The organism is Kitasatospora sp. NPDC023118 (genome assembly GCF_055560875.1).
In genome coordinates this window covers 98,427-115,385 of sequence record NZ_JBVHHW010000019.1, presented here as the reverse complement: position 1 = coordinate 115,385, position 16,959 = coordinate 98,427, and the positions used below count along the sequence as shown (strand labels likewise).

The following is a 16,959-nucleotide window of genomic DNA, read 5'->3' as shown; positions in this document are numbered from 1 at the left end:
GCGCCACTGCCGGGTGTTCGATTCGGGTCCGGTTCAGCCGGTGGCCCGGTCGTAGAGGGCCTGGACCCGGTCGCCGAAGTAGCTGCTGTACGAGGTGTCCGGACTGTCGCCGCCCTCCTGGTAGCCGCCGATCACGCCGACCACGGTGCCGGTCCTGGTGCTGGGGTCGAAGTCGGTCACCCAGGGGCTGCCGCTGGTGCCGCCGGTGTAGTCGGGGCAGTCGATCCGCAGCTGGGTGGGGCTCTGCTCGGTGGTGGTGTTGGAGCAGGTGATCGGGACGTCGCTGCTGCCCGGGTAGCCGGTGACCCGCACCGGGACCTGGTAGCCGCGGTTGACACCCAGCTTGTTGGCGCCGAGCACCTGCTGCACCTGCTGCCCGTTCTGGGCCTGGACGACCGCGAAGGCGACGTCCATGTCCGGGTCGGCGCCGTTCTTCCAGCTGTCGTCCACGGTGACCGCCAGCAGCGGCCAGACGCCGCTGGGGGTGTCGCCGCTGCGGTAGCCGGGGACGAAGACCAGGTCGCTGCGCTGGCCGAGCTTCGGGTCCCAGACGCAGTGGGCGGCGGTGACGATGAGGTTGAGCCCGGCGCTGTCCACCACGCTGGCGGTGCAGAAGTGGTCGCCGTCCGCGTTGCGGGTGAACACCGCCCCGACCAGGCCGTTCAGCACGGTGGGCTTGGCGGTGCGGGTGACCCCGGTGTGCTTGCCGACCGCACCCTTGAACCGCTGCCTGCTCCAGCCGTGGGTGTCCGCGGAGCCGGAGGCCGGGGCGGCGGGCGGCGCCGAGGTGACGGTCGGGGCGAGCCCGCCCGGCCGCGCCGAGGTGGTGCAGCCCGCCGTCGCGAGCACCAGCAGCAGGGCCCCGGCCGCGGCTCCCGTCCCACGCATCGTCATCAGCCCAGGCTGCCCTGGACCGGGCCCCCGGCGCCAGCCGGGCTGCGCCGCCCACAGAGGCCCGTCGCGTCGCGCACCCAGGTACGCCCCCCGGCGCGCACCACGGGTGATCGACCGGCTATGCTGCCCGGGACGGCCTCGCGGGCCGTCTGCTGCTGCCGTGGCCGACGACCGGCACGCGCGGCGAACCGGGGCGGTAGCTCAGCCGGTTAGAGCAGGGGACTCATAATCCCTTGGTCGTGGGTTCGAGTCCCACCCGCCCCACCTCTGCGACGCGTGACGAGTGTCGTACGACTGTCCACGGGCGGGCTCCTGAGCTGGAGCTCCGCCACCCGTGATGACGGAGAGTCTAGAGCGCGGCCCCCCTCTTCCGGTCGGTGGCGCGCCGGAATTCACCCGCCCGTGGGCATCGGCCCCCGGGGCCCCCGACGGTCCTCCATCGCCCCAGTAGCCACTCTTGTACGGCTTTCGTACCGGCCCTGGCGTGCTGCGCGAAAAAAGTGATATCACTTTGACAGCTGAAGCGGGCACCCGCGCAGCGGACATCGCACAGGGGGGACGGTCCCATGACCACACCGCGTTTCGCCGTCGAGGACGGCCCTGCCGTCGACCTTCCGGCCCCGAGGGTCACCGAACGGATCATCACCGGGACCGCTGGGCTGCCGGTGCTCGGCGGCGCCCTGCTCGGCCTGGTCGCCGGGTTCGCCGCCGTCATCACCGGAGGGTTCCAGGTGTCCGGCGGGAACAAGGGCCTGGGCATCGCCCTGGTGGTCGCCGGGCCCGTGCTGGTGCTGGCCTCGCTGCTGCTGCTGTGCGGGCTGACGGTGGTCTCGCCCGGCGAGGCCCGGGTGGTCCAGCTGCTCGGCAACTACCGCGGCACCGTCCGCGCCGAGGGCCTGAGCTGGCTGAACCCGTTCACCAGCCGCCGCCGGATCTCCACCCGGATCCGCAACCACGAGACCGAGACCAGCAAGGTCAACGACGCGGACGGCAACCCGATCGAGATCGCCGCCGTGGTGGTCTGGCACGTCGAGGACACCGCGATGGCCGTGTTCGAGGTGGACGACTACACCGACTTCGTCGCCATCCAGACCGAGACGGCCGTCCGGCACATCGCCACCAGCTACCCGTACGACGCCCACCACGAGGGCCAGTTGTCGCTGCGCGACGGCGCGGACGAGGTCGCCCGCAAGCTGTCCGCCGAGATCGCCGCCCGGGTCGCCTCGGCCGGTGTGCGGGTCATCGAGTCCCGGATCACCCGGCTCGCCTACGCGCCCGAGGTCGCCCAGGTGATGCTCCAGCGCCAGCAGGCCGGGGCCGTGGTGGCCGCCCGGCGGCTGATCGTCGAGGGCGCCGTCGGTATGGTCGAGGAGGCGCTGGACCGGCTGGCCGAGCGCGACGTCGTCGAACTGGACGAGGAGCGCAAGGCGGCCATGGTGAGCAACCTCCTCGTGGTGCTCTGCGGCGACCGCGGCACCCAGCCGGTCGTGAACACGGGCTCCCTCTACCAGTAAGGAGCGGCGCGGCGTTGGCGACCGAGCGGAAGAAGATCCTGCTGCGTCTGGACCCGGCGGTGCACGACGCGCTGGCCCGGTGGGCGGCGGACGAACTGCGCAGCGCGAATGCACAGATCGAGTTCCTGCTCCGCCGCGCCCTCACCGACGCGGGGCGGATGCCCAGCGGTGCGGCAACGCTTCCCCGGCGCGGCCGACCGCCCAAGGAGAGCCCGGAGAGCGGCGGTCCCGACGCCGATTGACCGGGCGGCACACCACCACACCGTCCTCAGCTTGGCCCACCATGGACGTGCCCACGGCCCTGCCGGAGAAGCTGTACCTGCTCGACTACCACCCCGAGCGCGAGCGCCTGACCGCCACCGCGAGGCTCGATCTCGTGCTGCGGGCGGCGGCTCTCGTCGAACTGCTGCGGCGCGGGCTGATCCGCGACGACGGCCGGCACCCCGCCGCCGTCGAGGGCGCCGCGGCCGACGGCCTCGACCCGCTCTCCGCCGTGCTGCTGGAGCAGATCCGCGAAGGACGGCGGCGCAGCTGGCAGCACTGGATCGGCCGGCGCCCGGGCCCGGCAGGCCGCGCGACCCGCGTGGTCCGCGACGGGCTCGCCGAGGCCGGCCGGATCCGGGTCGAGGAGCACCGGATCCTCGGGATCTTCCCCGGCAGGCGCGTCACGCTGCGGGAACCGGGTGCGCGCAAGGTGCTGGCGGCAGCCGTCACGTCGGCGCTGAGCACGCCGCTGAGCCGGGTCGATCCGGCGGACGCCGCCCTGGTCGCGCTGGTCGACGCGGCCCGGCTGAGCACGGCCCTGACGTGGCGCCGCAGCCGCGAGTACCGGGCCCGGATCCAGAAGCTGGCCCCTGCCGCCGGACCCGTCCCGCGTGCACTGCGCCGGGCCATCGCCGCCGCCCGCGGCGCGGAGGGCGCCACGGCCTGATCCGACCGCACCCCGAGCCCGGTCGCCCACGACGGCGCCCGGGCTTCGTGCTGTCCGCCCGCACCGTCCACCGGTATCCACCGATCGGTTGATCGGCGCTCCACCGCATCGACCGGCCGCTCTGACCGGTCGGTCGATCCGCCGCAAGGCCCCCGCGCGGGAAGCTCGTTGTGAGCCGGGGAGCACCCGGGACGAACGGGAGGGAGCGGCACGATGGCCGTGATCGAGGTGGCGGGCCTGCGGAAGGCGTACGGGCGGCGCCAGGTACTGGAGGACGTGTCCTTCACCGTCGAGCGCGGCGAGGTGTTCGGTCTGCTGGGCCCGAACGGCGCCGGCAAGACCACCGCCGTCGAGTGCTGCGAGGGCCTGCGCCGGGCCGACGCCGGGACCGTCCGGGTGCTCGGCCTCGACCCGGTCCGGGACGCGCACCGGCTGCGTCCCCGGATCGGCATCCAGCTCCAGCAGGCCCAGCTGCAGGGCGCGTTGCGGGTCGGCGAGGCGCTGGAGCTGTACGCCGCCCTCTACCCGAAGCCACGGGACCCGCGCGAGCTGCTCGACGAGTGGGGGCTGGCCGGCGAGGTCCGCACGCCCTTCGACAAGCTCTCCGGCGGCCAGCGCCAGCGGCTGTTCATCGCCCTCGCCCTGGTCGGTGACCCGGAGGTGGCGTTCCTGGACGAGCTGACCACCGCGCTCGACCCGCAGGGCCGCCGGGACACCTGGGAGCTGGTCCGCCGGATCCGCGACAACGGCGTGACGGTGGTGCTGGTCTCGCACTTCATGGACGAGGTCGAGGCGCTCTGCGACCGGGCCGCGGTCCTGGACGGCAGGCGGATCGTCGCCGCCGGCACCCCGGCCGAGCTGGTCGCCCGCTCCGGCACCGGCGGCACGCTGGGTTTCCGTCCCACCGCACCGCTGGACACCGCCCGGCTGGCCGCCCTGCCCGGGGTCACCGCGGTCGAGGAACGGGACGGCCGGATCGAGGTGACCGGCACCGGGGACTTCGCCGACGAGGTCACCGGCCTGCTCGCCCGCGAGGGCATCGTCGTCACCGGCCTGCGGATCCGCGAGCACAGCCTCGACGACGCCTACCTGGCCCTGACCCGCCACGAGTCCTGATCCGCCGACACCCCCGTAAGGACACACCGCCATGAACCACACCGTCCACGCCGTCCGCCGCCTGGCCACCGTCGAGGCCCGCCTGTTCCTCCGCGACCCGCTGACCGCCTTCTTCAGCCTGGCCTTCCCGGTCCTGCTGCTGATCGTCCTGGGCTGCATCCCGGCCCTGCGCCGGACCTCGCCCGACCTGCACGGCATGAGCACCATCCAGCTGTACGCGCCGATCCTGGCCGTCTTCACCCTGCTGCTGCTCGGCCTCAACGGCCTGCCGTCGCTGCTCTCCGCCTACCGCGAGCGCGGCGTGCTGCGCCGGATGTCGGCCAGCCCGGTCCGCCCGGGGCTGCTGTTCGGCGCGCTCGTGCCGATGTACGTCGGCATCGCCACCGTCTCGGTGCTGCTGGTCGTCCTCGGCGGGCTCGCCCTCGGGGTCCCGCTGCCGCGCCAGCCCCTGGGTTTCCTGCTGGCGTTCGTGCTCGCCGCCGCCGCGATGATGTCCGTCGGCCTGCTGATCGCCGCGTTCGTCCCGTCCGCCAAGGCCGGGAACGCGGCTGGCGCGCTCGCCTTCTTCCCGATGATGTTCTTCTCCGGGATCTGGCTGCCGCGCGACATGTCGCCCGCGCTGCTGAACCGGATCGGCGACTTCACCCCGAGCGGCGCCGCCGTCCAGACCCTCCAGGACTCCTGGAACGGGCACTTCCCGCACGCCGTGGGCCTGCTCACACTCGCCGCCTACGCGGCGCTCGCGGGCGGCGCGGCTGCCAAGCTGTTCCGGTGGGAATGATCAAGGGGCGGGCCGCGGACGAGAGCACCCTCGGTGACTGGCAGCACCGCCTGGACCGGTTGATCGGCCCGCTCTGCTACGTCGCCCTGCTGATCGCCCTCGCGCTGGCCCTCCTGGTCCCCGTCCCGACCGCGCGTTCCGCCGCCGCCACCCTCCCGGCGGCGGCCGCCGCGTTCCTCTGGCTGGTGCTGCGCTCCGCCCTCGACCGCCGGCCGGGACAAGGCGGCCGCGCCCGCTGGGCCGGGGCCCACCTCACCGTCCTGGTGGTCCTGATCACCGTCCTGGTGCTGGACAACCCGTACTTCGGCTTCTTCGCCTTCACCGGCTACCTGCACGCCGCCCAGTACCTGCGCGGCCGGGCCCGGGTGGCCGGCGCGGCGGCCACCACCGTGCCGAGCGCGCTCTCGCAGACCGGCGGGGTGCTGCCGTCCGGTGCCGCCCAGGTGGGCGGGCTCCTGGCGGTCGTGGCCTTCAACCTGGTGGTGGTCGGCGTGATCCTCGCGCTCAGCGAGGTCACCGACCGGCTCAGCCTGCGCCGCAAGGCCGCCAACGCCGAACTCGCCGAGGCCAACCGGCTACTGACCGAGATGCTCGCCGAGAACGCCGGACTGCACGCCCAGCTCCTGGTCCAGGCCCGCGAGGCCGGGGCCGCCGACGAGCGCCGCCGGCTCGCCCGCGAACTGCACGACACCGTCGCCCAGGGCCTGGCCGGCATCGTCACCCAGCTCCAGGCCGCCGACCAGGCCCGCGAGCAGGCCACCCCGGTCGAGCAGTGGCAGCGCCACCTCGACAACGCCGCCGCCCTCGCCCGCGAGAGCCTGACCCAGGCCCGCCGGGCCGTCCACGCGCTGCGCCCGCTGGAGCTGGAACGGGCCGCCCTGCCGCAGGCGCTGGCCGAGGTGGTCGAGCAGTGGCAGGAGCGCAACGGCGCCGCCGCCGGGCTGACCGTCACCGGCGAGGCCCACCCGCTGCACCCCGAGGTCGAGGTGACGCTGCTGCGGATCGCCCAGGAGTCGCTCGCCAACGCGGCCAAGTACGCACGGGCGAGTCGGGTCGGGCTGACCCTCTCGTACATGCCCGGCCTGGTCACCCTGGACGTCCGGGACGACGGCGTCGGCTTCGACCCGGCCGCCGAACCGGCCTCCCGGGCCACCGGCGGCGGCTACGGTCTCGCCGTGATGCGCCGCCGCGCCGAGCGCCTCGCCGGCCGGCTCGACCTGGAGACCGAACCGGGCGCCGGCACCACGGTGAGCGCGACCCTGCCGGCGATCGGCATCGAGGAATGAGGCCCCGGAAAATGACCCCGGAAATGAGTGGAGAGGCGATGGACGACGCTCCGATCAGACTGCTGCTGGTCGACGACCACCCGGTGGTCCGGGACGGGCTGCGCGGCATGTTCACCGCCGCCCCCGGCTTCGAGGTGGTCGGCGAGGCCGGGGACGGCGCCGAGGCGCTGGCGCTGATCGCCGCGCTGCGCCCGGACGTCGTGCTGATGGACCTGCGGATGCCGCGGATGGACGGCGTCACGACGATCCGCACGATGGCCGAACGCGGCCTGCCCGGCCGGGTGCTGGTGCTCACGACGTACGACACCGACGCGGACGTGCTGCCCGCCGTCCGGGCCGGCGCCACCGGCTACCTGCTCAAGGACGCGGCCAGGGACGAGCTCTTCCACGCCGTCCGGGAGGCCGCCCGCGGCGCCTCGGTGATCGCGCCGACGGTCGCCGCGAAGCTGCTCGGCCAGGTCCGCGAGCCGCTCCGGGAGGCGCTCAGCCCGCGTGAGGTGGAGGTGCTGGAGCTGGTCGCCTCCGGCGCGACCAACCGGGAGGCCGCGGCCCGGCTGTTCATCAGCGAGGCCACCGTGAAGACCCACCTGATCCACATCTACACCAAGCTCGACGTCAAGGACCGCGCGTCCGCCGTCGCCGCCGCCTTCAACCTGGGCCTGCTCACCCCGACGCCGCCCAGGTAGCCTGGCGGGGTGCTCGAACCCGCCCTGCTGCCGACCCCGCTGGTGGACTGCACCGACGCGGCGCTCGCCCGGGCCGGGGTGGAGCTGCGGCTCAAGCGCGACGACCTCCTGCACCCGACCGTCCCCGGCAACAAGTGGCGCAAGCTCGCGCCCAACCTGACGGCGGCCGTCGAGCAGGGCCACACCCGGCTGCTCACCTTCGGCGGCGCGTACTCCACGCACCTGCGCGCGGTCGCGGTGGCCGCCGCGGCGCTGGGGCTGGAGAGCGTCGGGCTCGTCCGCGGCGACGAGCTGGCGGACCGCCCGCGCAACTGGTCGCTGCGGGCGGCCGAGGCGGCCGGGATGGAGCTCGCCTTCCTCTCCCGCGCGGAGTACCGGGAGGTGACCGGCCGGAGCGCGGGCGGAGCGAACGGGACGGACGGCACGGCAGCGCTCCAACGGCGCTGGGGCCCCTGCCTGGTGCTCCCCGAGGGCGGCTCCAACGCGCTCGCCGCGATCGGCGCGGCGGCGATCCCGGCCGAGCTGACCGGTCTCGGCGCCCGCGACGTCGTCTGCTGCCCGGTCGGCACCGGCGGCACCCTGGCCGGGATCGCGGCCGGCCTGCCGCCCGGGGCCAGGGCGCTCGGCGTGGCGGTGCTGCGCGGTGGCGAGGGTTACCTGGAGGACGAGGTCGCGCGCCTGCACCGGGCCGCGTACGGGCGGGAGTTCGGCAACTGGCGGATCCACCACGCCCACCACGGCGGCGGCTACGGCCGGGTTTCGCCCGAACTCGCCGCCTTCGCCGAGCGATTCGAGCGGCAGCACGGCATCGCGCTGGAGCGCCGGTACGTCGCGAAGCTCCTGGCGGCCCTCCACGACCTCGCCGCCGCGGGGGAGTTCCCCCGCGGCACCCGCCTCACGGCGGTCGTCACGGGCCTGCCGGACCCGGTCTGATCAGCCGAAGGTCAGGTTCGCGCAGGGGTCGGTGTCGGCGTTCCGCTCGTTCTCCGCTATGCCCGTCGGGACCCCGCTCGGCACCGGCGCCGTGGGGCTCGGGCCCGCGTCCAGGGAGTTGAGCCGGGTGCCGGCCGGCTGGTAGTCGCGGCCGAGGGTGACGGTGATCGCCCCGCTGCCCGGCTCCTCGACCGCGCGGGCCCCGGGGAAGACCGCGACCACCTGGTCGGCGGCGGCCTTCAGCGTCGGGTCGTAGGAGACCACGGTGGCCTGCCGGCCGGGGTCGTTCGCGCCGAGCGTGACGTTCTGGAAGCCGCGCGCCTTGAGCGCCTCCGCGCCGGAGCCGGCCAGCCCCGAGGTGCCGACCCCGTTGACCACGACGACCGGAGCCGCGGCCTGCTCGGGCGTGAGGGGCCCGGCCGGGGCGGACGCCGTCGCGCTGGGGCTCGCGGAGGCGGTGGCCGCGCCCGTTCCGGCGGTGCCCTGCCCGTCCAGGGTGCGGTCCTCCTTCAGCAGCTTCCACAGGGTGTCGGCGTCCGGCTGCACCAGCCGGACGCGATCCCCGGCGAAGCGCCAGGGCGCGGTGACGAAGGTGACGTCGGAGAGCTTGATGTCCTGGACGGACCGGGCGAAGTCCACGAGCTTCATCGCGGTGCCCAGCCCCTCGTCCACGGTGAGCGACCTGGTGGCCGCGTCGGCCAGCGGCAGCAGGGTGGGCAGCGAGAAGCCCTGGCTCTGGACCTTCTTGATCATCGAGGAGAGGAAGGCCTGCTGGCGCTTCATCCGGCCTATGTCGGAGTTGTCGCCGATGCCGTGGCGGGCTCGCAGGTAGTCCACCGCGGACTGCCCGGAGAGCTTCTGCAGCCCCTTCTTGAGGTGGACGCCGTACTCGTCGACGTCGTTGGGCACGCAGGCCTCCACGCCGCCGAGGGCGTCGGCCATCGCGGCGGCGCCCTTGAAGTCGACCACGACGGTGTGGTCGACCCGCAGCCCGGTCAGGGCCTCCACGGTGTTCTGGGTGCAGGCCGGGTTGCCCTTGGGGAGCAGGCCGACGCTGAACGCCGAGTTGAACATCTGGTCGTTGCGCGGCTTGCTCCAGGTGCCGTCCGCCAGCTTGCAGGACGGGATGGTGACCAGGGTGTCGCGGGGGATCGAGACGCCGACGGCGTGCTTGTGGTCGGCGTAGACGTGCACCAGGATCGCGGTGTCCGAGTTGCCGACGCCCTCGTCGCCGCCGCCCAGCGCGCTGTTGCCGTCGTCCCGGGTGTCCGAGCCCAGCAGCAGCACGTTGACCGGCACCTGGGCGCCGGGGGAGGCCGGGACGGGGGCGGGCGGGCGCTCGGTGGCGACGCCGCCCGCGTCGAAGGTGGTGATGTTGCTGTCCAGCCTGTGGTAGAACCAGGCTCCGGCTCCCACGACCGACAGCACCAGAACGGCGGCCAGGCCGATGGCGGTCCGCAGGTAGCGGCGCCGGCGCGTGCTGCTGCTCATCCCCCGTGCCCCCCGTCTTCAGGAATCTCGCGTTCGACCTTCGAACGTTAGACGTTCCGGAAGGCCGTTCGGTTACCCCCAGGGGGTGGGGCAATCGATCCGCGAAGCTGTGATGCTGGTCACGCCCCGGGGCCGGAGGCGCCGGTGAGCATCCGGTGGAGCAGGTCGCGCAGCACCGTGCGTTCCTCCTGGCCGAGCGCGGCGAGCGGCTCGCGGGCGAAGTTGAGCGACTCGCGCAGTTCCTCGGAGGCGGCCGCGCCGGTGTCGGTGGCGGCGACCAGCTTGACCCGGCGGTCCTGCCGGTCGGCCTCCCGGGTGACGAAGCCGCGGGCCTCCAGCCGGTCGACGATGCCGGTGATGTTGGACGGCTCGCAGCTGAGCGTCTGGGCGATCTGCCGCATCGGCAGCGGGCCGCGCCGCAGCAGGGCGAGCACCTTGGCCTGGGCGCCGGTGAGCGAGCGGGCGGCCGCGGCCTCCTCGTACTCGCGGTGGAAGAGCGCGACCAGGTTGGCCATCAGATCGACGACCTCGCGGGTGATCTCGTCGGACTGCGGCGTGGCGACCGGCGTCGGCTGGGTGTCCATGCTGCAGAGTCTACCTGAAAAGTTGACAAGATGAACCTTTCATGTCCATCGTTACTTCAGTTGCTCAACCTTTCACCTGCCGAAACCCCCCTCCGAGGAGCACCTCCATGGCAGAGCAGGCCGTCCCCGCCACCGCCCGTGAATGGCACCTCGCCGCCCGCCCGCAGGGCTGGCCGGTGCCCACCGACTTCGCCCTGGTCGAGGCCCCGGTCCGGACCCCGGGCCCGGGCGAGATCCTGGTCCGCAACACCCACCTCTCGGTGGACCCCTACATGCGCGGGCGTATGTCGGCGCGCAAGTCCTACGCAGAACCGTACGAACTGGACAAGCCGATGCTGGGTGGGGCGGTCGGTCAGGTCGTCGCCTCGCAGGCGGAGGGTTTCGCCGAGGGTGACTACGTCCTGCATTTCTTCGGCTGGCGTGAGTACGCGACGTTCGACGCCAAGACGGCCGTCAAGGTGGACCCGAACGCCGCGCCGCTCTCGACCTATCTGGGCGTGCTGGGCATGCCGGGTCTGACCGCCTACGCGGGTCTGACGCGGATCGGGGAGATCAAGGCTGGCGACGTGGTGTTCGTGTCCGGCGCGGCCGGTGCCGTGGGCGGCATCGTCGGCCAGATCGCCAAGCTGAAGGGTGCGGCACGAGTGATCGGCTCCGCCGGCTCCGACGAGAAGGTCAAGCTCCTCGTGGAGGAGTACGGCTTCGACGCCGCCTTCAACTACAAGAACGGCCCGGTCGCCGAGCAGCTTCAGGCTGCGGCTCCCGACGGCATCGACGTCTACTTCGACAACGTGGGCGGCGAGCACCTGGAAGCGGCGATCGACTCGATGAACCTGCACGGGCGCATCGTGGTCTGCGGCATGATCTCGCAGTACAACGCCACCGAGCCCACCCCGGCCCCGCGCAACCTCGCGCAGATCATCGCCAAGCGCTTCCGCATGGAGGGGCTGCTCGTCGGCGACCACTACGACCTTCAGCCGAAGTTCGTCGAGGAAGTCTCCGCGTGGGTGCGCTCGGGTGAGCTGAAGTACCGCGAGACGGTGACCCAGGGCATCGACAGCGCGGTGGACGCCTTCCTTGGCCTGCTCAGCGGTGACAACGTCGGCAAGATGCTGATCAAGCTTCCGGAGTAGTCGGACCGGGCCCGCCCGTGCTGTCGGGGCGGGCGGGCCCGCCGATTTCGGTCAAGAGGCCAGCATCCGAGGGCGGATGAACGACGTGAAGTCGTACGTGCCCCCGTTCGAGCTCGGCGCCGCCATGGACGGCGGCGCGGTCGGCTACGTCGTCGCCTCCGAGGCCGAGGGCTTCGCCCCGGGCGACGCGGTGCTGCACGGGCTCGGCTGGCGCGAGTACGCCACCCTGGACGCCGAGCACGCCGTGAAGGTCGACCCGGACGCCGCCCCGCTCTCCGCCTACCTCGGCGTGCTCGGCATGCCCGGCCTGACCGCCTACGCCGGCCTGCTCGCCGTCGGTGCCCTCAAGGAGGGTGACAAGGTCTTCGTCTCCGGCGCGGCCGGCGCGGTCGGCTCGCTGGTCGGCCAGATCGCCCGGCTCAAGGGCGCCTCGCTGGTGGTCGGTTCGGCCGGCTCCGCGGAGAAGGTCGCCAAGCTGGTGGACGAGTACGGCTTCGACGCCGCCTTCAACTACAAGGACGCCCCGGTCGCCGAGCAGCTCGCGAAGGCCGCCCCGGAGGGCATCGACCTCTACTTCGACAACGTCGGCGGCGACCACCTGGAGGCCGCCATCGGCGCGCTCGGCGTGCACGGCCGCGCGGTGCTCTGCGGCGCGATCGCCCAGTACAACGAGACCACCGCGCCCGCCGCCCCGCGCAACCTCGCGATGGCGATCGGCAAGCGGCTGCGCCTGGAGGGCATGCTGGTGCGCGACCACGCCGCCCTGCAGCCGCAGTTCGTCGCCGAGGTGGCCGGCTGGCTGAAGTCCGGCGAGCTGCGCACCGAGGAGACCGTGGTGGACGGCTTCGAGAACGCCGCAGAGGCCTTCATCGACCTGCTGCGCGGCGTCAACACCGGCAAGATGGTGGTCCGCCTGGAGGGCTGAGCTCCCGTCAGAGCGACTGACCGCCCCGCCGCCCCCACCGGGCGCGCGGGGCGGTTCGCGTGCACGGCGCAGGGGATCCGGCCGCACTACCGCATTCCGGCCGGATCCGAAAGTGCGTCATCCATCGTGCGACGCTGCGCGGTACGGTGGTCCCGCCTGGCGATGGGGCCGTTCGGGGGAGAGATCCGGCCGAAGGGTAGACCTCGTTGAGGATTCGACTAGCATTGAGCGAAAGCCTGTCCGTTTTGCTCAATTTAGTAGCTTAATGTCGGCTAACGTGGGTAACTGCGGATCAACTGCAGGCACGAGGCAGCTGGGGAAGGCGACCCTCGTCCACAGCCTGGAGGTCCCGGTGACGACACGTGGAGTTCTCTACATCCACTCCGCGCCCCGCGCGCTGTGCCCGCACGTCGAGTGGGCCGTCGCGGGGGTGCTCGGTGTGCGGGTGAGCCTGGACTGGATCCGCCAGCCGGCCGCACCCGGGCATTGGCGTGCCGAGCTCTCCTGGCAGGGGGAGCCCGGTACGGCCTCGAAGCTCGCCTCGGCGCTGCGCGGTTGGCAGCTCATGCGGTACGAGGTGACCAGCGAGCCCTGCGCCACGGCGGAGGGGGAGCGGTACAGCAGCACGCCCTCGCTCGGCATCTTCCACGCCGTCACGGGCATCCACGGCGACATTCTGATCCCCGAGGACCGGCTGCGCGCGGTGCTGCTGCGGGCCCGCAGCGAGGGGGCAGACCTGGAGGCCGAGATCGCCCGGCTGCTGGGCAAGCCCTGGGACGACGAGTTGGAACCCTTCCGCTACGCGGGCGAGGGCGCGCCGGTGCGCTGGCTGCACCAGGTGGTCTGAGCCCGGAGGGACGACGGAGGGGCCGGCGCTCGCGGAGAGCGCCGGCCCCTTCTGACGTGTGCGGTCAGCGGGTGCGGAAGGCCAGCACCACGTTGTGGCCGCCGAAGCCGAACGAGTTGTTCAGCGCCGCGATCCGGCCCTCGGGCAGCGGGGTGGCCTCGCGCACGATCTTCGCGTCCACCTCGTCGTCCAGGTCCTCGACGTTGATGGTCGGCGGGGCGACCCGGTGGTACAGGGCCTGCACGGTGGCGACGGTCTCGATGCCGCCGGCGCCGCCCAGCAGGTGACCGGTCATCGACTTGGTGGCCGAGACGTAGATGTGGTCGAGGTCCTCGCCCAGCTCCTTGCGCAGCGCCTTCAGTTCGGCGGTGTCGCCCTGCGGGGTCGAGGTGGCGTGCGCGTTGACGTGCACGATCTCGGCCTTGTCCAGCTCGTTGCGCTCGAACAGGTCGGCCAGCGCGCGGGCCACGCCGGCGCCGGTCGGCTCGGGCTGGGCGATGTGGTGGGCGTCCGAGGACAGGCCCTGGCCCACGGCCTCGCAGTAGATCCGGGCACCGCGCGCCTCGGCGTGCTCCAGCGTCTCCAGCACGACCACGCCGGCGCCCTCGCCCAGCACGAAGCCGTCGCGGCCCTTGTCGTACGGACGCGAGGCGCGCTCGGGGTCGTCGTTGTTCTTGGACATCGCCATCATGTTGGCGAACGCGGCGATCGGCAGCGGGTGGATCGCCGCCTCGGTCCCGCCGGCCACCACGACGTCGGCGCGGCCGCTGCGGATCATCTCGATCGCGTAGCCGATCGCCTCGGCGCCGGAGGCGCAGGCGGAGACCGGGGTGTGCACGCCGGCGCGGGCGCCGACCTCCAGACCGACGTTGGCCGCCGGGGAGTTGGGCATCAGCATCGGGACGGTGTGCGGGGAGACCTTGCGGGCGCCCTTCTCGCGCAGCACGTCGTACTGGTCGAGCAGGGTGGTCACGCCGCCGATGCCGGAGGCGATGACCGCGCCCAGGCGCTCGGGGGCGAGCTTGGAGGACTCGTCGGTGGCCGGGGTCTCGAAGCCGGCGTCGGCCCAGGCCTCGCGGGCGGCGATCAGCGCGAACTGCGCGGAACGGTCCAGCTTGCGGGCCAGCGGGCGGGGCAGGATCTCGCCCGGCTCGACCGCGGTGCGCGCGGCGATCCGGACCGGCAGGTCCTGGGCCCACTCCTCGGTCAGCGCCGCCACTCCGGAGCGCCCGGCGACCAGGTTCTCCCAGGTGGTGGCGGCGTCGCCGCCCAGCGGCGTGAAGGCGCCGATACCCGTGACGACCACGGTACGGTTTTCAGCGGTCACTGGTTTCTCTTCTTTCACGTTTTGTGCGGGGGTCGGCGGCGAGCCGGGGAAGGGCCCGGCCGGGCGCCCGGTGGGGCGTCCCGGCCGGCGGGTCGGCCTGGCTCGGGGAGCCGGGCCGACGGGTCAGCCGTCCGAGGCGTTGCTCACGCCGGACAGGCTGGATGACTCGAACGAGTCGATCGCTCAGGCGTTGGCGATGATGTAGTCGACCGCGTCGCCGACGCTCTTCAGGTTCTTGACCTCGTCGTCCGGGATCTTGACGTCGAAGCGCTCCTCGGCGGCCACGACGACCTCGACCATGGACAGCGAGTCGACGTCCAGGTCATCGGTGAAGGACTTGTCGAGCTGGACGTCCTCCACCGGGATGCCGGCGATCTCGTTGACGATCTCGGCGAGACCTTCCAGGACCTCGGCCTTGTCCTTAGCCATACTGGCTGCTCCTCTTCGGTGTTGAGCGTGTCCGACCGGCGGCCGAACACAGGCTTGTGGATGGGTGGGGCGAAACGCGCCTAGGGGAGCGTAACGACTGCCGCGGCGTACACGAGACCCGCCCCGAACCCGATGATCAGCGCGAGGTCCCCGCTGTGGGCCTCGCCGCTCTCCAGCATGCGCTCCATCGCCAGCGGGATGGAGGCGGCGGAGGTGTTGCCGGTCTCGGCGATGTCGCGGGCGACCGGCACCGACTCCGGCAGCTTGAGCGCCTTGATCATGGCGTCGGTGATCCGCATGTTGGCCTGGTGCGGGATGAAGGCGCCGAGCTGGTCAGCGGTGATCCCGGCGGCGTCCAGCGCCTGCTGGGCCACCTTGGCCATCTCCCAGACCGCCCAGCGGAAGACCGGCTGGCCGTCCATCCGCAGGGCCGGCCACTTCTGCTCCTCGCCCTGACCGTTGACGGCGTCGGGCTTGGCGAAGGCGGTGTCCCAGGCCTGGGTCTGGCTGATGACGTCGGCCTGCGAGCCGTCCGAGCCCCAGATCAGCTTGCCGATGCCCGGCGTGTCGGAGGGGCCGACGATCGCGGCGCCGGCGCCGTCGCCGAAGATGAACGCGGTCGAGCGGTCGGACTTGTCGGTCAGGTCACTGAGTCGCTCGACGCCGATCACCAGCACGTACTCGGCGTTGCCGCCGCGGATCATGCCGTCGGCCAGGCCCAGGCCGTAGCCGAAGCCGGCGCAGGCGGCCGAGATGTCGAAGGCCGGGGCGGTGCCGCAGCCGAGCCGCTCGGCGATCTCGGTGGCGATCGCGGGGGTCTGCTTGAGGTGCGAGACGGTCGCGACGATCACGCCGCCGATCTGCTCGGGGGCGATCCCGGCCTGCGCGATGGCCTTGCCGGCGGCCTGCACCGACATCTCGGAGACGGACTCCTCCGGGCCGGCCCAGCGGCGCTCGGCGATCCCGCTGCGGGTGCGGATCCACTCGTCCGAGGAGTCGATCCACTCCAGCACCTCGGAGTTGGGGATGACCCGGACCGGCCGGTAGCCGCCGACACCGTGGATGCGGGAGTACTGCGCGCCGGTGGCGGGACGGATCTGCGGCTTCGTCATGCCTGGTCCTCCTGGTCCTGCTGGTCCTGACCGCCGTGCTCCGCGATGAGCTCGCGGGCCTTGTCCAGATCGGCGGGGGTCTTCAGGGCGAGCGTGGCCACACCCTTGAGGTTGCGCTTGAGCAGAGCGGTGAGGGTGCCCGCGGGGGACAGTTCGATCACGGCGGTCGCGCCCAACCGGCCGAGGGTCTCCATGCAGAGGTCCCAGCGGACCGGGTTGGAGACCTGCGACACCAGGCGCTTGAGGACCTCGGCGCCGGAGCCGACGACCTCGCCGTCCTTGTTGGAGACGTAGCGGACCTGCGGGTCGGCCACGGTCAGGGTCGGGGCCAGCTTGGCCAGCCGCTCGACGCCGGGGGCCATGTGCTCGGTGTGGAAGGCACCGGCCACCTTCAGCGCGATCAGCTTGGCGCCGGCCGGCGGGTCCGCCTTGAGGGCCTCCAGCTGGGTCAGCGTGCCGGCCGCGACGATCTGGCCGCCGCCGTTGTTGTTGGCCGCGGTCAGGCCGTGCTCGGCCAGCTTCGCCGCGACGACCTCGGGTTCGCCGCCGAGCAGGGCGATCATGCCGGTCTCGGTGACGGCGGCGGCCTCCGCCATGGCCCGGCCGCGCTCGCCGACGAAGGTCAGCGCGTCCTGGGCGCTCAGCACCCCGGCGGCGGCCGCGGCGGTGATCTCGCCGACGCTGTGGCCGGCGACGGCGCCGACCAGCTTGGCGAGGTCCTCGTTCGGGAGCAGCTCACGGGCGGTCACCAGACCGGCCGCGACCAGCAGTGGCTGGGCGACGGCGGTGTCCTTGATCTCCTCGGCGGACGCCTCGGTTCCGGCGTGCACCAGGTCGAGCCCGGCGACCTCCGACCAGCCGCGCAGGCGGTCGGCGACACCGTCGAGCTCCAGCCAGGGGCTGAGGAAACCGGGGGACTGGGCACCCTGTCCAGGGGCGACGATTACGAGCACGGTTCAACCCTCTCTCG

At 72.9% G+C, this 16,959-nt stretch carries 17 protein-coding genes, 1 tRNA gene and 1 pseudogene; 12 read left to right on the top strand and 7 right to left on the bottom strand.

The features are described from left to right. Window positions 1-33: 33 nt before the first annotated feature. A complete protein-coding gene (locus ACZ3UD_RS24650) occupies window positions 34-894 on the bottom strand; it encodes a trypsin-like serine peptidase (protein ID WP_465591578.1) in 861 nt (286 codons plus the stop codon). A 190-nt stretch (window positions 895-1,084) separates the two neighbouring features. Here ACZ3UD_RS24650 and ACZ3UD_RS24645 point away from each other — a divergent pair. From ACZ3UD_RS24645 to ACZ3UD_RS24605, 9 genes are all read left to right on the top strand, one after another. After that, window positions 1,085-1,158, top strand: a tRNA-Ile gene (locus ACZ3UD_RS24645). A gap of 302 nt (window positions 1,159-1,460) precedes the next feature. Next, on the top strand, window positions 1,461-2,408 hold the full coding sequence (locus ACZ3UD_RS24640) for an SPFH domain-containing protein (RefSeq protein WP_465591575.1): 948 nt from the start codon (window positions 1,461-1,463) through the stop codon (window positions 2,406-2,408). Between the two features lie 14 nt (window positions 2,409-2,422). Then, the gene (locus tag ACZ3UD_RS24635) at window positions 2,423-2,650 is read left to right on the top strand and encodes a type II toxin-antitoxin system antitoxin (RefSeq protein ID WP_465591572.1); all 228 of its coding nucleotides are present in this window, start codon (window positions 2,423-2,425) and stop codon (window positions 2,648-2,650) included. 41 nt (window positions 2,651-2,691) lie between these two features. Continuing rightward, a complete protein-coding gene (locus tag ACZ3UD_RS24630; RefSeq protein WP_465591569.1) occupies window positions 2,692-3,339 on the top strand; it encodes a GOLPH3/VPS74 family protein in 648 nt (215 codons plus the stop codon). Window positions 3,340-3,552: 213 nt separating this feature from the next. Next, window positions 3,553-4,455 (top strand): ABC transporter ATP-binding protein, encoded by a 903-nt coding sequence (locus tag ACZ3UD_RS24625; RefSeq protein WP_465591566.1) that lies wholly within the window; start codon window positions 3,553-3,555, stop codon window positions 4,453-4,455. Between the two features lie 31 nt (window positions 4,456-4,486). Continuing rightward, the gene (locus ACZ3UD_RS24620; protein ID WP_465591563.1) at window positions 4,487-5,236 is read left to right on the top strand and encodes an ABC transporter permease; all 750 of its coding nucleotides are present in this window, start codon (window positions 4,487-4,489) and stop codon (window positions 5,234-5,236) included. Further along, entirely contained in the window at window positions 5,233-6,522 is a 1,290-nt protein-coding gene (locus ACZ3UD_RS24615; protein WP_465591734.1) for a sensor histidine kinase, read from the top strand. The genes ACZ3UD_RS24620 and ACZ3UD_RS24615 overlap by 4 nt, the downstream gene beginning before the upstream one ends. A gap of 38 nt (window positions 6,523-6,560) precedes the next feature. Continuing rightward, the gene (locus ACZ3UD_RS24610; RefSeq protein WP_465591560.1) at window positions 6,561-7,208 is read left to right on the top strand and encodes a response regulator; all 648 of its coding nucleotides are present in this window, start codon (window positions 6,561-6,563) and stop codon (window positions 7,206-7,208) included. 9 nt (window positions 7,209-7,217) lie between these two features. Further along, complete coding sequence (locus ACZ3UD_RS24605; protein ID WP_465591557.1) at window positions 7,218-8,141, top strand: 1-aminocyclopropane-1-carboxylate deaminase/D-cysteine desulfhydrase; 924 nt, start codon at window positions 7,218-7,220, stop codon at window positions 8,139-8,141. On the opposite strand, the gene ACZ3UD_RS24600 is transcribed toward ACZ3UD_RS24605, so the two are convergent. After that, window positions 8,142-9,632 (bottom strand): LCP family protein, encoded by a 1,491-nt coding sequence (locus ACZ3UD_RS24600; RefSeq protein ID WP_465591555.1) that lies wholly within the window; start codon window positions 9,630-9,632, stop codon window positions 8,142-8,144. A 119-nt stretch (window positions 9,633-9,751) separates the two neighbouring features. Beyond that, window positions 9,752-10,216: a MarR family winged helix-turn-helix transcriptional regulator gene (locus ACZ3UD_RS24595; protein ID WP_465591553.1), complete on the bottom strand. Its 465-nt coding sequence runs from the start codon at window positions 10,214-10,216 to the stop codon at window positions 9,752-9,754. Window positions 10,217-10,323: 107 nt separating this feature from the next. Here ACZ3UD_RS24595 and ACZ3UD_RS24590 point away from each other — a divergent pair, with 107 nt between their 5' ends. The 3 genes and pseudogenes from ACZ3UD_RS24590 (at window position 10,324) to ACZ3UD_RS24580 (ending at window position 13,121) form a co-directional block, all read left to right on the top strand. Beyond that, on the top strand, window positions 10,324-11,349 hold the full coding sequence (locus tag ACZ3UD_RS24590; protein WP_465591550.1) for an NADP-dependent oxidoreductase: 1,026 nt from the start codon (window positions 10,324-10,326) through the stop codon (window positions 11,347-11,349). Window positions 11,350-11,413: 64 nt separating this feature from the next. Beyond that, window positions 11,414-12,274 (top strand): annotated as a pseudogene (locus tag ACZ3UD_RS24585) (NADP-dependent oxidoreductase); the annotation flags it as partial. A gap of 352 nt (window positions 12,275-12,626) precedes the next feature. Further along, the gene (locus tag ACZ3UD_RS24580; protein ID WP_188296478.1) at window positions 12,627-13,121 is read left to right on the top strand and encodes a DUF3145 domain-containing protein; all 495 of its coding nucleotides are present in this window, start codon (window positions 12,627-12,629) and stop codon (window positions 13,119-13,121) included. Between the two features lie 64 nt (window positions 13,122-13,185). Here ACZ3UD_RS24580 and fabF read toward each other — a convergent pair whose 3' ends face one another. From fabF to ACZ3UD_RS24560, 4 genes are all read right to left on the bottom strand, one after another. After that, complete coding sequence (gene fabF, locus ACZ3UD_RS24575; protein WP_380610725.1) at window positions 13,186-14,448, bottom strand: beta-ketoacyl-ACP synthase II; 1,263 nt, start codon at window positions 14,446-14,448, stop codon at window positions 13,186-13,188. Window positions 14,449-14,631: 183 nt separating this feature from the next. Next, window positions 14,632-14,877 (bottom strand): acyl carrier protein, encoded by a 246-nt coding sequence (locus tag ACZ3UD_RS24570; RefSeq protein ID WP_465591546.1) that lies wholly within the window; start codon window positions 14,875-14,877, stop codon window positions 14,632-14,634. 80 nt (window positions 14,878-14,957) lie between these two features. After that, window positions 14,958-15,989, bottom strand: a complete 1,032-nt coding sequence (locus ACZ3UD_RS24565) for a beta-ketoacyl-ACP synthase III (RefSeq protein WP_465591543.1) — start codon at window positions 15,987-15,989, stop codon at window positions 14,958-14,960. Beyond that, entirely contained in the window at window positions 15,986-16,942 is a 957-nt protein-coding gene (locus ACZ3UD_RS24560) for an ACP S-malonyltransferase (RefSeq protein ID WP_465591540.1), read from the bottom strand. Before ACZ3UD_RS24560 ends, ACZ3UD_RS24565 begins: the two co-directional genes overlap by 4 nt. Between the last annotated feature and the right edge of the window lie 17 nt (window positions 16,943-16,959).

Excerpts from the sequence above, each read along its gene's own strand:
- ACZ3UD_RS24650 (WP_465591578.1), bottom strand. The coding sequence starts at position 894 with ATGACGATGCGTGGGACGGGAGCCGCGGCCGGGGCCCTGCTGCTGGTG.
- ACZ3UD_RS24640 (WP_465591575.1), top strand. The coding sequence starts at position 1,461 with ATGACCACACCGCGTTTCGCCGTCGAGGACGGCCCTGCCGTCGACCTT.
- ACZ3UD_RS24630 (WP_465591569.1), top strand. The coding sequence starts at position 2,692 with ATGGACGTGCCCACGGCCCTGCCGGAGAAGCTGTACCTGCTCGACTAC.
- ACZ3UD_RS24625 (WP_465591566.1), top strand. The coding sequence starts at position 3,553 with ATGGCCGTGATCGAGGTGGCGGGCCTGCGGAAGGCGTACGGGCGGCGC.
- ACZ3UD_RS24620 (WP_465591563.1), top strand. The coding sequence starts at position 4,487 with ATGAACCACACCGTCCACGCCGTCCGCCGCCTGGCCACCGTCGAGGCC.
- ACZ3UD_RS24615 (WP_465591734.1), top strand. The coding sequence starts at position 5,233 with ATGATCAAGGGGCGGGCCGCGGACGAGAGCACCCTCGGTGACTGGCAG.
- ACZ3UD_RS24610 (WP_465591560.1), top strand. The coding sequence starts at position 6,561 with ATGGACGACGCTCCGATCAGACTGCTGCTGGTCGACGACCACCCGGTG.
- ACZ3UD_RS24600 (WP_465591555.1), bottom strand. The coding sequence starts at position 9,632 with ATGAGCAGCAGCACGCGCCGGCGCCGCTACCTGCGGACCGCCATCGGC.
- ACZ3UD_RS24595 (WP_465591553.1), bottom strand. The coding sequence starts at position 10,216 with ATGGACACCCAGCCGACGCCGGTCGCCACGCCGCAGTCCGACGAGATC.
- ACZ3UD_RS24590 (WP_465591550.1), top strand. The coding sequence starts at position 10,324 with ATGGCAGAGCAGGCCGTCCCCGCCACCGCCCGTGAATGGCACCTCGCC.
- ACZ3UD_RS24570 (WP_465591546.1), bottom strand. The coding sequence starts at position 14,877 with ATGGCTAAGGACAAGGCCGAGGTCCTGGAAGGTCTCGCCGAGATCGTC.
- ACZ3UD_RS24565 (WP_465591543.1), bottom strand. The coding sequence starts at position 15,989 with ATGACGAAGCCGCAGATCCGTCCCGCCACCGGCGCGCAGTACTCCCGC.